This window comes from Serratia sp. YC16 (genome assembly GCF_009707615.1).
GTDB lineage: Bacteria > Pseudomonadota > Gammaproteobacteria > Enterobacterales > Enterobacteriaceae > Serratia > Serratia surfactantfaciens.
In genome coordinates this window covers 832,586-845,503 of sequence record NZ_WLYN01000001.1, presented here as the reverse complement: position 1 = coordinate 845,503, position 12,918 = coordinate 832,586, and the positions used below count along the sequence as shown (strand labels likewise).

The 12,918-nt window shown below is 60.9% G+C and carries 12 protein-coding genes; 8 read left to right on the top strand and 4 right to left on the bottom strand.

What is annotated here, in order from left to right:
* Positions 1–17 precede the first annotated feature (17 nt).
* Both GKN89_RS03925 and GKN89_RS03920 read right to left on the bottom strand, forming a co-directional pair.
* Entirely contained in the window at positions 18–209 is a 192-nt protein-coding gene (locus tag GKN89_RS03925) for a hypothetical protein (protein ID WP_015378216.1), read from the bottom strand.
* Positions 199–846 carry a hypothetical protein gene (locus GKN89_RS03920; protein ID WP_154746378.1) on the bottom strand — a complete coding sequence of 216 codons (648 nt, stop codon included), beginning with the start codon at positions 844–846 and terminating at the stop codon, positions 199–201. Before GKN89_RS03920 ends, GKN89_RS03925 begins: the two co-directional genes overlap by 11 nt.
* Before the next feature lie 279 nt (positions 847–1,125).
* Between GKN89_RS03920 and GKN89_RS03915 the strand changes: the two genes are divergently transcribed.
* From GKN89_RS03915 to GKN89_RS03885, 7 genes are all read left to right on the top strand, one after another.
* Complete coding sequence (locus GKN89_RS03915; protein ID WP_154746377.1) at positions 1,126–2,694, top strand: ABC transporter substrate-binding protein; 1,569 nt, start codon at positions 1,126–1,128, stop codon at positions 2,692–2,694.
* Positions 2,694–3,749, top strand: coding sequence for an ABC transporter permease (locus tag GKN89_RS03910; protein WP_154746376.1), 1,056 nt, complete (start codon positions 2,694–2,696; stop codon positions 3,747–3,749). The genes GKN89_RS03915 and GKN89_RS03910 overlap by 1 nt, the downstream gene beginning before the upstream one ends.
* Positions 3,746–4,615 (top strand): ABC transporter permease, encoded by an 870-nt coding sequence (locus GKN89_RS03905; protein ID WP_019452908.1) that lies wholly within the window; start codon positions 3,746–3,748, stop codon positions 4,613–4,615. The genes GKN89_RS03910 and GKN89_RS03905 overlap by 4 nt, the downstream gene beginning before the upstream one ends.
* On the top strand, positions 4,605–5,447 hold the full coding sequence (locus GKN89_RS03900) for an ABC transporter ATP-binding protein (RefSeq protein ID WP_154746375.1): 843 nt from the start codon (positions 4,605–4,607) through the stop codon (positions 5,445–5,447). Before GKN89_RS03905 ends, GKN89_RS03900 begins: the two co-directional genes overlap by 11 nt.
* Entirely contained in the window at positions 5,444–6,115 is a 672-nt protein-coding gene (locus GKN89_RS03895; RefSeq protein WP_154746374.1) for an ABC transporter ATP-binding protein, read from the top strand. Before GKN89_RS03900 ends, GKN89_RS03895 begins: the two co-directional genes overlap by 4 nt.
* 132 nt (positions 6,116–6,247) lie before the next feature.
* Positions 6,248–7,822, top strand: a complete 1,575-nt coding sequence (locus tag GKN89_RS03890) for an ABC transporter substrate-binding protein (protein WP_154746373.1) — start codon at positions 6,248–6,250, stop codon at positions 7,820–7,822.
* A 230-nt stretch (positions 7,823–8,052) separates the two neighbouring features.
* Positions 8,053–9,663: a hypothetical protein gene (locus tag GKN89_RS03885; protein WP_154746372.1), complete on the top strand. Its 1,611-nt coding sequence runs from the start codon at positions 8,053–8,055 to the stop codon at positions 9,661–9,663.
* Here GKN89_RS03885 and GKN89_RS03880 read toward each other — a convergent pair.
* Positions 9,660–10,328: an A24 family peptidase gene (locus tag GKN89_RS03880; protein WP_154746371.1), complete on the bottom strand. Its 669-nt coding sequence runs from the start codon at positions 10,326–10,328 to the stop codon at positions 9,660–9,662. The two genes, GKN89_RS03885 and GKN89_RS03880, sit on opposite strands and share 4 nt — an antisense overlap.
* Positions 10,329–10,754: 426 nt before the next feature.
* On the opposite strand from GKN89_RS03880, the gene GKN89_RS03875 reads away from it, so the two are divergent.
* On the top strand, positions 10,755–12,266 hold the full coding sequence (locus tag GKN89_RS03875; protein ID WP_019452901.1) for a YchO/YchP family invasin: 1,512 nt from the start codon (positions 10,755–10,757) through the stop codon (positions 12,264–12,266).
* Here the strand turns inward: GKN89_RS03875 and narL are convergent.
* Positions 12,263–12,913 (bottom strand): two-component system response regulator NarL, encoded by a 651-nt coding sequence (narL, locus tag GKN89_RS03870; RefSeq protein ID WP_019452900.1) that lies wholly within the window; start codon positions 12,911–12,913, stop codon positions 12,263–12,265. The genes GKN89_RS03875 and narL overlap by 4 nt on opposite strands.
* Positions 12,914–12,918: the final 5 nt, after the last annotated feature.

Sequence of the window (12,918 nt, the reverse complement as noted above, 5' to 3'; positions counted from 1 at the left end):
CGCGGGCTAATGCATGGTCAGTCATCTGTACGTTCGATAAGGTGACGCTTGCTTTTTCTGAACGGGCCGATGGCTTCCCATTCCGGGAGTTCTTCGGCTGGACGTGGATTGGCCATCTCCCAGCGATGGTACTGACGTAAAATCTCGATGGCGATGCGTTTTTGCTCTTGAATGGAGAGCGTGGGGTCGGTCAGATCCTTATTTTCCATTTTGGCTTCCTTGCTGCTCGTTATTTATACGCACCTTATCACATCTGGTGCCGTACTTTTCCAGCGATTGTATGTAATTTTTCAGCGCGCTGAAGCGGGTTTTACATGTCATGGTGCCGGGTATCACTTCAAAGGCGGCCTGGCGTGTATACAGTGCTAACACGCGATGATTAATGGCGTGGCTGATAAGTATGTCCGGTGGCGACGCCGGCGTCAGCCCCTGCTCTTGCAGGTTCAGGCCATACAGATATAGCGCCTGCAAGCAGTTGCGCAGCATATTGCCTTTCAGGGGATGTTGCGTTTCGCGCAGGGAGAAATTCTCCAGCGCGACAAGTTCGATAACGTTCTCCGCCTGGAGATAACGGCACAGGCAAAAGCCGGCGCGGCTTAGCGGGCTGGCCATTTGCCGGTAGACAAAAGCGAAACTCATCGGCATTTGGACATGATATTTAAACAGAGAGCGCCAATTTAACGTATGGCCGTTTTTTCTGCCTTTTTGCCAGCGCCGGTCTTGTACCGTCAGACGAGTCATAAACAGATTCGACTCAAGCAGCACGCTGTTCATGTCTGCCAGCGTTTGCTCTATCGCTCTCTCATGCAGGAGTGAGCAGCCATTTTCTGATGGATAGTTTGCCATTTGCCCGTCCTTTGGGTGACTGAGCTCACGTTAGTCACCCGATGAAACAGACTCAAACCCCGACTTTCATCGCTGCGAATCGCGCCGCAAAGACAGTAGGCAATTGCCGCGACGTGGCGCGAGAGTGCGACCTGCCGCGCAATCCTTGCCCTAATAATCAAAATCCCAGCTATATACATAAAAAGAATATCTATAGTGATTTAAGTACCTTCAGCTGCCGATCGTGCTCGCATACACTCGCAAAATTATTATAAATTCCATCCGCTTGGAGAGTTTCAGATGAAAGCGCTCGTTCCTTCTTTGCTGTTTTTGGCCGTGGCGGCCAGCGCAAACGTACAGGCGGCGACGCCGGCCAACACGCTGGTGATCGCGCAATCTATCGATGACGTGGTCAGTTTTGACCCGGCCCAGGGATTTGAGTTGACCACGGTGCAGTCGTTCAACAGCCTGTATCAACGTCTGATCCAGTCTGATCCGCACAACCCCATCGATCTCAAGCCGACCCTGGCCAGCAGCTGGCAGGCCGGTGCCGACAACCGCAGCCTGACCTTCCGTCTGCGCCCGGACGCCAGGTTCGCCAGCGGCAACCCGCTGCGACCGGAGGACGTGATCTTCTCGCTTTCGAGGGTGGTGAAGCTGAATCTGGAACCGTCGTTTATCCTGACGCAGCTGGGCTGGAACGCGAAAAACGTCGAGCAGCATCTGATCAAAGTGGATGACCACCAGGTGAAAATCAGCTGGAGTGAAAACGTCAGCCCGGCCTTTGTGCTCAGCCTACTGTCGGCGCCGGTATCGTCGATCGTCGACGCCAAAGAGGCGCTGGCACATCAGCAGGGCGACGATCTGGGCCACCAGTGGCTGAACAGCCACTCCGCCGGCAGCGGTCCTTACAAAATCCGTACCTATGTGCCGCATGAAGTGGTAGTGCTGGACGCCAACCCGGGCTCGCCGGAAGGCGCGCCGACGCTGAAAACCATCCTGATCAAAAACGTGCCCGATCCGGCCGCGCGTCGCTTGCTGATCGAGCAGGGCGATGCCGATATCGCGCGCAACCTGGGGGCCGACCAAATGGCGGCCTTGAAGGGCAAGCCGGGCGTCAAACCGCTGGCTATTCCCTATGCTTCGCTGTATTTCCTGCAGTTCAACGCCAAGGCGTCGCCGGCGCTCGGCAATCCGGCGTTCTGGGAGGCGGCGCGTTGGCTGTTCGATTATAAAGGCATCGCCGACGATCTGCTGAAAGGGCAGTTCCAGAGCCATCAGGCGTTTCTGCCGGAGGGTTATCTGGGGGCGCTCAAGGATCAGCCATACAGCTTCAATCCGCAAAAAGCCAAAGAGATACTGGCCAAAGCGGGGCTCAGCAACGTCAGTTTCCGTCTGGACGTCAACAATCAGCCGCCGTATCTGGATATCGCCCAGGCGCTGCAGGCCAGTTTCGCCCAGGGCGGCGTGAAGGTCGAATTGGTGCCGGGCATCAGCTCACAGGTCTCCACCAAGGTGAAAGCGCTTAACTACGATGCGACGCTGACTTCCTGGGGGCCGGATTATTTCGACCCTAACACCAATGCCGCAGCCTTCGCCTACAATCCGGAAGACGGCAGCAAAACGCTGGCCTGGCGCGCTAACTGGCAGATCCCGGCGCTGAGCAAGCTGACGTTGGCCGCCACCGCGGAAAACGACACCGCCAAACGGGTGGCCGACTACCAGCAACTGCAAAAACAGGTGCAGCAAAGCTCGCCGTTCGTCATCGGCCTGCAGGCGCGCAGCCTGATCGCGGTGCGCGACAATCTCAAGGGCTATGTACAGGGCATCAACCCTGACATGGTGTTCTACAGCAAGGTCAGCAAGTAATGGCCGCTGAACTCTCCGCTTCCGCCGGAGCTGCCCGGCGGTATTGGCGCTGGGGCGGGCGGCTGCTTGGCGGCGCGCTGTCGCTGGCGTTAACGCTGCTCGGCCTGCTGTTGTTCACCTTCATGTTGTCGCACCTTGCGCCGATAGATCCGGCGCTGCAGGTGGCGGGCGATCACGCCAGTGAAGCCACCTATGCGCAGGTGCGGCATGAGCTGGGGCTGGATCAGCCGCTGCCGGTGCAGTTTTGGCGTTATCTGACGCACCTGGCGCACGGCGATCTGGGCATTTCGCGCATCACCGCCCAGCCGGTGTTGAGCGATCTGCTGCGTACCTTCCCGGCGACGGTGGAGCTGGCCACTTGCGCCATTATCCTCGGCGCCCTCGGCGGCATTACGCTGGCGTTTCTGGCGGTGCTCAAACCGGGCAGCTGGCTGGATAACGCGGCGCGTTTGCTGTCGCTGATCGGCTATTCGGTGCCGATTTTCTGGCTGAGCCTGCTCGGGCTGCTGCTGTTCTACGCCACGCTGCACTGGTCGGCGGGGCCGGGGCGGCTGGACGATATCTACTTGTACAGCATGGAGCCGCGCAGCGGTTTCGTGTTGATCGACAGCTGGCTGTCCGGCGATCGCGAGATGTTCTATAACGCCATCAGCCACCTGTGGCTGCCGGTGGTGGCGCTGGCGCTGCTGTCGATGGCGGGCATCACCCGGCTGCTGCGTGCGGCGATGCTGGAAGAGTGCAACAAGGAATACGTGACGCTGGCGCGTTCCAAGGGAGCCGGGCGTCTGCGCATTCTGCTGCGCCACGTGTTTCCTAACGTGCTGGGCACGCTGATCACCGTACTTTCTCTCTCCTACGCCAGCCTGCTGGAGGGCGCGGTATTGACCGAAACGGTGTTCGCCTGGCCCGGCGTCGGGCGTTACCTGACTTCGGCGCTGTTTGCCGCCGACACGCCGGCGATCCTCGGCGCCACGCTGCTGATCGGCACCTGTTTTGTGCTGTTGAATGCGCTGGCTGACGCCTTGACCTATTTAGTGGATCCGCGAACCCGATGAGCCAATATCTTTCTGAACACGAACCGCAAAGCGAGCCGGCCGTCGGTTACCGCACCGGTCGGCGGTTGACCACGCTGACGCTGGGCGCGGCGCTGGTCGCGATCCTGATCGTCACCGCGTTGCTGGCCCCGTGGCTGGCGCCTTTCGATCCTAATCTGCAGCATATCGAGCTGCGTTTGCTGCCACCTTCCGCCGAGCATTGGCTGGGCACCGACGGCTTCGGCCGCGATTTGCTCTCCCGCGTGATTTACGGCGCGCGGCCGACGCTGATTCTGGTGTCGCTGATTCTGGTGCTGACCATTCCTATCGGTCTGCTGGTCGGTATCTGTGCCGGTTATCTCGGCGGCTGGGTTGAACGCGTTTTGATGCGCCTGACCGATATTTTCCTGTCGTTGCCGAGTCTGGTGATTGCGCTGGCGTTCGTGGCGGTGATGGGGCCGGGGCTGATGAACGGCGCGCTGGCGCTGGCATTGACCAGTTGGCCGGCCTTTGCCCGCCAGGCGCGGGCCGAAACCCTGGCGCTGAGGCGCAGCGATTACCTGGCGGCGGCGCGCATGCAGGGTATCCGCGGGCTGCGGCTGATGGCTGGCCACATTTTGCCGCTGTGCCTGCCGAGCGCGGTGGTGCGCGCGGCCCTGAGCCTGGGCGGCATCATCCTGTCCGCAGCCGGTCTGGGGTTCCTCGGCATGGGCGTCGCGCCGCCGACCGCCGAATGGGGCTCGATGGTGGCCGAAGGCAGCAAAGTGATTTTCGACCAATGGTGGGTCGCCGCCGCACCGGGCGGGGCGATCCTGTTCGCCAGCCTGGCCTTTAACCTGCTGGGCGATGGCCTGCGCGACAAAATGGATCCTCGTCATGGGCACTGATAACACCTTATTGACCGTCGAGCGTTTGGCGATCGGCGTGCCGGGGCCGCAGCCGGTGGCGCTGGTGAAAAATATTTCGTTCAGCATGGGGCGGGAGCGCCTGGCGCTGGTCGGCGAGTCCGGCTCGGGCAAATCGTTGACCGCGCGTGCGCTGATGGGGCTGTTGCCGCCGCCGTTGCAGCTGCAGGCGCAGCGCCTGACGCTGGGCGGCGAAGACCTCACGCGGCTGAGCGAACGCCAGTGGAGCCGGCTGCGCGGCGATCGGGTGGCGATGGTGATGCAAGACCCCAAGCATGCGCTGAACCCCAATCAGCCGATTGGGCGTCAGGTCGAGGAGCCGCTGGTGCTGCATGCGAAGCTGAGTCGCGCCGAGCGGCGTGAAAAAGTGTTGGAGATGCTGGCGGCGGTGGGGTTGCCCGATCCGGCGGCGCTGTGCCGGCGCTATCCGCATCAGCTCTCCGGCGGCATGGGGCAGCGGGTGATGCTGGCCATTGCGCTGATCAACGATCCGCAACTGCTGATTGCCGACGAACCGACTTCGGCGCTGGATCACCAGATGCGCGATCAGGTGCTGCAGCTGATAGAAAATCTGGTCGCACAACGCAATATGGGCCTGATCCTGATCAGCCACGATTTGCAGCAGGTGGCGCACCACTGCGAACGGGTATTGGTGATGTACAAGGGTGAGCTGTTGGATCAGCTGCCGGCGACGCAGTTGGCGCAGGCCACGCACCCCTATACCCGCACGCTGTGGGCGTGCCGGCCGAGTCGCGAGACGCGCGGCAAACCATTGCCGGTGCTGGATCGGGCGCTGTTGGAGACCTTGAAATGAGCGTGATTGCACTGGATAACCTGAGCGTCAGCCATCGTCAGGGATACGAACTGCGCACCGTGGTGCATGACGTTAACCTGCGCATCGAACCGGGCGAGTGTTTCGGGCTGGTGGGGCCTTCCGGCTGCGGCAAGTCCTCGTTGCTGTGGGTATTGGCCGGGCTGAACGACAGCTGGCGCGGCGGCTTTGAGCTGTTGGGGCGGCGGCTGCAACCGGGCCAGGCATTTACCGGCCCACTGCGGCGCGAAGTGCAGATGGTGTTTCAGGATCCCTATGCTTCGCTGCACCCCAAACACCGGCTGCTGCGCACGTTGTCCGAGCCGCTCAAACTGCTGCAGGAAAGCTATATCGAACGCAAGATCAGCGCGGGATTTCGCCAGGTCGGGTTGGATCCGCGCCTGCTGGATCGCTATCCGCATCAGCTGTCGGGTGGCCAGCGCCAGCGCGTGGCGATCGTGCGCGCGCTACTGCTGCGGCCGAAGCTGTTGCTGCTGGATGAGCCGACCTCGGCGTTGGATATGTCGGTACAGGCGGAGATCCTCAACCTGCTCAACGAGCTGAAGCAGGCGGGCGATCTGACCATGGTGCTGGTCAGCCACGATGCGGACGTCATCGACCACATGTGCGATCGCGCGGTGGCGATGGCGCACGGCCGCATCATCATTTAAACCTGTGCCCGCCAACGCGGCGGGCATATCCATCTTGGTAATAAATAAAGCAATTTATCGTCGTTCTTCTGTTAATTCTTACCCCCTACACTCGAAAAACAACGCAACCGCGTGATTGTGGAGAGTGTATCGATGAAACGGTTAATTCCAACTTTGTTGTATGGTGCGCTGGCGGCCGCTTTCGGTGCGCAGGCCGCCACCCCGCAAGACACCCTGGTGGTGGTCAGTTCGCTGGAGGGCATTATCAGCCTCGATCCGGCGGAGAGTTTTGAGACCGTCAGCTCGGCCAATTTGGTCAACCTCTATCAGCGCCTGGTGGCGCCGGATCGCGCCGCGCCGCAAAAGCTGGCGCCGGACGCCGCAGGCAGTTGGCAAGCGGGCGCCGATGGCCGCAGCCTGACTTTTACCCTGAAACCGCAGCAACGCTTTGCCTCCGGTAATCCGTTACGGCCTGAGGACGTGATTTTCTCACTGGTGCGTGCGGTGAAGCTGAACAAGGCGCCGTCGTTTATTCTCGCCGAGTTTGGTTGGACGTCGGATAACGTTGAACAGCAGCTGAAGAAGATCGGGGATGACCAGGTGCAGCTCAGCTGGCCGGCCAATATCGGCAGTGAGTTGGCGCTGCGTCTGCTGACGGCGAATGTGGCTTCGATTGTGGATGAGAAGCTGCTGAATGAGCATGCGCAGCAGGGGGATTACGGCAACGCCTGGCTGCGCAGCCATTCCGCCGGCGGCGGCCCGTATCGGGTGAATAACTATGTGCCGCACGAGGCGCTGCTGTTTGGCCGCAACGACTATGCGCCGTCGCCGGCTCGGCTGAAAACGGTGCTGTTCAAGAATGTCAGCGACGCCGGCACCCGCCGCCTGCTGTTGCTGAAGGGGGATGCCGACGTGGCCTACGATCTGGGTGCCGACCAATTCGACTCGCTGCGCAAGGCGCCGGGTGTGCGCATCGAGCAGGCCGATGCGCCCCGGGTGTATTATCTTGGTTTCAACACCGGCAGCAAAGACAACCCGGCGCTGGGCAATCCGGCGTTGTGGCAGGCGGCACGCTGGCTGGTGGACTATCAGAGCATCGCCGAGCGGTTGCTGAAAGGGCAATACCGGGTGCATCAGGCCTTCTTGCCGCAAGGATTGGACGGTGCGCTCAACGATCGGCCGTTTAAGCTCGACGTGGATAAAGCCAAACAGATCCTGCGCGATGCCGGCATCGCTGAAGGCACGCGCATCGACCTAATCGTCATCAATCAGCCGCCGTATACCGATATCGCCCAGGCGCTGCAGGCCAGTTTTGCGCAGGCCGGGCTGCGGTTGGATATCCATCCGGTGGTGGAAAGCGATCTGTGGGGCAAGATGCGCGGTCGCGATTTTCAGGCGATATTCACCTATTGGGGCGCCGACTACCTGGATCCGAACACCAACGCCAGCGCATTTGCTTATAATGTGGCCGACGGGCCGAAAACCCTGGCCTGGCGTACCCAGTGGCGCATACCCGCCATCAGCGCGGAAACGCGCGCGGCGGCCGCGGAGGGCGACAACGCCGCGCGCAGCGCACGCTACGTTACGCTGCAGCGGGAACTGCAGGCCAGTTCGCCCTATGTTGTGGCGCTGCAGGGGCAAACGCTGGTGGCATTACGCAACAACGTTCAAGATGCTCGGGTGGATATCGCCAACAGCATGCTGTATCTGGACCGGGTGAGTAAGTAGCGACCGCGCCGCGCGCCTGGCCGGGCTTCTGGCGCGCCAAAGGCCGACAGCGTGTGAAATCGCGTGCTGTTGCAACCGCGAAACGCGAGATGTTGTATCAAGGTGAAATAAAATGAAATTTCATAACGTGCTCATGTGGCGGTGATAGATTGGCGCTGAAAGGTGGCGTTATTTACGCCTTTCAGCGCGGTCGTTCGCAATGATGCGAACACATCACGTCAGGAGATATTATGGACAATAACGAAAACGTTCCAGTACAGCGCGCAGCAACCTTGCTCGCCACCGGTGAGGTTGTGACGCCGGAACAGTTTTATCAGGACAGCGACGGAAGCAACTGGGGGCCGGCTATCAACAAAGCGGCGGAGGCGGCGTTGCAAGCAGGCGGTACACTGTCTCTGGGGAAACGGGTATATACGGTCGCTGGACATGTACTCATTCAGACGACAACGGACATCTACGGCGGCATCGGTTTGCGGGTGGTCGGATTGGGGCGAGCGACCAAAATCGTCAAGACCGCGGACAGCAGTTACACCAATGAACAGGGTGAAACGAAGAAAGCGGTAATCGTAGTGAAAGGATTCGCCAATCTGACGCTGCACGGCTTGACGCTGCGGGATGATACCGGCGTAGACGACACCCACGGCGTATGGTTTAGCGATCGCAATATGACGAAGTTCGATATCCGTGATATCTACACCAACGTCGGCGGTTATTCGCTGTTTGTCTCGGGCGACATGTTCATTAACTGGCTGGTGAATGTGCAGATGGAGGCTAACGCCAGTCGCCCGGGCGATGGGGTGTTGTGGATGGACAAGTCCGGCACCACCAACTTTATCGATGGCCTTTATGCTGCGCGTGCCAAGGGTACTGCGTTCAGAATCTCAGGGTTTTACTCTACTGTCGGCTCGTTGGCTGCGGATGACTGCATCGGCGATATCTACTATTTCAAAGATTTTAACGGCACGATCAATTCATTGGGCTGCGAGAACCGCAACACGCAGCGCGCCGCCAATGTCAGCGTGCTGTCCACCAACTTTGCCCAAGGCACAATAGGCAATATCAATATCCAGGACGCGCAGAACGTGGAGAGCGGCGGCGTGTTGTGCCGATTCATCAACGAATCCCGTTGGGATATCGGCCAGTTGAGTCTTTACAGCGGTTCGACGACTCCCTTCCCGGTGGCGATCGCCGCCTGCAACAACAATACCGAGGTGACGTTCAGCAACGTATACAACGGCGGCGTAGCGGTAGCCGGCAAAAGCACCGTCGACGTCACGTCATTTTTGAGCGGAGTTGAGGTGATGAACAGTTTGGGGGAGCGGGGGATAGCGCCTTCCGCCACCAGCAATCATCTGCCACGCAATATCTCGAAACAGCAATCGTGGACTTTTTTAGGCACCCTGACTGCGCCGGATCGGCAACCCACAACGCACATTACTCTGCAACAGGGAGTAAGCACCAAAGTGCTGGCGTGCGATTTGTATATCACGTTCGATCTGTCTTCGCAGGCCGCCGCCTTTGTCGTCAATAAAGGCAGCTATAGCGCGAAAGGCGCTTTTATGCTGCGGCGCACCGGGCCGCTGAGCTGCGAAATATATTACCGCGTCGAGAAGGACTTTGGTTTTGGCAGCTATCAGGTGCAGACTACGCGAGGCAGCTATTGGCGACCGGATGGCGGATCGTTAAACGCACCGCCATCCGATGCGCTGGAAGTCCGCAGCGATGAGGTGCTCTCCACGACCAGGCTTGCGGCGATCCAGCCCCTGGCCAATCCGACAACGGCCAGCACGGCGGAAGTGGCCGGTGTACTCAATCGACTGATCGACGCGCTGAAGAACTAACCGAACAACGCCGGCACATTTTGGCCGGCGTTCATCATCAGCAACAGCCAGCCGGCCGCCGCCAGGGCGATGCCGAAAGGTTGCGGTGCGCGCCAGGCGCGGCGGTTGTGCAGGCCGTGCGCCAATGCCGCGCCGAGTCCGAATACTGTCGCCAGACAGACCAGCAGCGGCAATGCCGTCCAGCCGAGCCAGGCGCCCAGTGCCGCCAGCAGCTTGAAATCGCCCTGGCCAATGCCGTTACGCCCCCGCACCAGCCGATAGAGCGCGTTGAGCAGCCACAGTGCCCCGTAACCGGCGGCGGCGCCGATAACCGCGTCGTCCAGCGGCGCCCAGCGAGCGTCCAGGTTGCACAGCAGCCCACCCCACAGCAGCGGCTGAGTCAGTCGGTCCGGCAACCAGCGATGACGCCAGTCCAGCCACGCCAGGGCGATCAGCAGCGCCGCCGCCGCCGGCAACCATAACCGCTGCGCCGCCGGCAGCTCGAAAGGCAGCGCCGCCACAGTCAAACCCAGGGCCGTCAACAGCAGGCTGCGGCGACGTAATGTCGACGGGGTGGCGCGTGCGGTTACCGTTCGCTCCAGTCGGGTGATGAGTGCGAAGGCGCCCAGGCCTGCCGCCAGCAGCGCGGTGAAAAACAGCGCGTGCCACAGTAGAGAAATTAACATCAGGACTCCGCCAACCGTAAAACAGGCGTTTAAAATAACGGCAAAATGCTGATTTCATCGGAGTGAAACGCGGCTGCCTGCGGGGAACGCGCGATAGCACGCATCGGCACTGTGCTGATTACATGGCAGTGCAACGCCATGCGCGGCGGCGCGCAGAGGCTGGCGTACTTTTTATCGGCAAAATCGGCGCTAAAATGGCGTGAATTCACCCGATGGCTGAAATGAAAGGGTAAACCGCGTAATGTGACGTCGTCACAAAAGAGGGATTAGGGGTTTATCCTATTGTTTCTTCTCGTCAAGCCGTTAGGCTTTAGGGTAGAGGCGCACCCGCCTGGTCGGGGCGTGAGGTTTTTCAGAACTGTCGCGGGAAGGCGGCGGCGCAGCAGTGGGTTGGCGTGCTCCAGGAAGGAGGGAGCTAACGGTGTCATGAACGACGTCATTCAGGCAGTACTCAACAAGACCAAAAAACGATTCTGGCGCCGGCGTCAGACGGCGTGGCTGGCCGGGCCGCTGATGTGGCTGGCCGGAGCGGCGCCCGCGTGCGCCGAGTCCCCACCGGCGCCGGACAGCGTGATCCCTTCCGAACAGACCGCCGCGGATCCTGCCGCGAATTTGCCCGAGCTGGGCGGTGCGCCCGACGACGCGGCGCGCGAAAAGCAGTGGGCCGAGATGGCCAAGCAGCTCGGTGAACAAGAGTTGAACAATGTGTCTCGTCAGCAGATGCGCAGCCGCGCTGAGGATTATTTGCTGGGCCAGGCGACCGGCGCGCTGCAGCAACAGGCGCAGGAGCTGCTGTCTCCGCTGGGGACCGCCAGGCTGTCGCTGAAGATGACCGGTGAGGGCGACTTTACCGGCAGCAATGGTCAGCTATTCAGCCCGCTGTACGACGTCGACGGGCTATTGACCTACAGCCAGATCGGCTGGCTGCAGCAAAGCGCCGGGGCGCTGGGCAATTTTGCACTGGGGCAGCGCTGGATCGCCGGCGATTGGCTGCTGGGTTACAACACCGCGCTCGACAGCGATTTCGCCCGGCAGCGCAATCGCGGCAGCATCGGCGCGGAGGCCTGGGGAGACTATCTGCGTTTCTCCACCAACTATTACTACCCGCTGTCGGCGTTGTCGCAACAGCCCGGCGATGGGGTGTTCTTCAGCCGTCCGGCGCGAGGCTACGACATCACGACGCAAGGCTATCTGCCGTTTTATCGCCAGATCGGCGGTTCGCTCAGCTATGAGCAATATCTGGGCGATAATGTCGATCTGTTCGGCAGCGGGAAAAAGCAAAACGATCCGCGCGCCATGCAGCTGGGGCTCAATTACACCCCGGTGCCGCTGGTGACGATGAAGGCGTTGCATAAGATTGGCGCGGGCGGCCAAAGCCAGGATCAGGTTGAGCTGGCGCTGAGCTATCGGCTCGGGGTGCCATTGGTGAAGCAGATTTCGCCGGAGTATGTGGCGCAGGCCAAGTCGTTGCGCGGCAGCCGCTACGATCCCATCGAGCGTAAAAATGTGCCGGTGCTGGAATTCCGTCAGCGCAAGACGCTGCAGGTGTTCCTGGCTACGCCGCCGTGGAACCTGCAGGCGGGAGAGACTGTGCCGCTGGTGCTGGAAATCAAGGCGTTGCACGGGATTTCTCATGTCAGTTGGCAGGGGGATACGCAGGCGCTGAGCCTGACGCCGCCGCACAACGCCAACGACCCGCAGGGCTGGACGGCGATCGTGCCGCCGTGGGATGACGCGCCGGGTGCCGCCAACAGTTATCGGCTGTCGGTCACGCTGGAGGACGACAAGCAGCAACGCGTGACGTCCAACTGGATCGAGCTGAAAGTGGCGCCGCCGCTGACGGCGAGCGCCGGCGATGGCGAGGACCTGCCGGCGATCCAAACCCTGACGCCGCCGCCCATTCCGGCGCAAACCGGGCCGTTGTACGGGGAAGATTAACCGTTTTTACCCTGCAGCACCCACACGGCGGCCTCGACGCGGGATTTCAGCTTCATCTTTTTCAGCAGGTGTTTGACGTGCACCTTGACGGTGCTTTCCGTGATGGTCAGGCGGCGCGCGATCAGCTTGTTCGGCAGCCCCTGGGCGATCAGCTTGAGAATATCCCGTTCGCGCGGCGTCAGCTGCTGAATATCGCGCTCGGCGCTGGGGCGGTTTTCACGCAGGCTGGCGGCGAGGATCGGCGTCAGCGTTTCGCTGAGCACCATCTGCCCGGCGGCCGCCTGATGCAGCGCTTTTAGCAGCTCCTCCGGCTCCATGTCTTTCAACAGATAGCCGTCGGCGCCGCGCTTGAGCGCGCTAACGACATCGTCTTCATGGTTGGATACGCTGAACACCACGACGCGCCCTGACAGGTCGGTCTGGCGCAGGCGATCCAGCGTTTCCAGCCCGTTGATGCCGGGCATGTTCAGGTCGAGCAGGATCAGATCCGGATCGTGCTGTTGCGCCAGTTCCACGCCTTGCTCACCGCTGCCGGCTTCGGCGATAACCTGCAGGCGAGCGTCCATGCCGATCAGCTGTTTTACGCCGTTGCGCAGCATGGGATGGTCGTCGATCAGTAAAATTGTGGCGGCGGTTTCTGTCGTCATGGTGT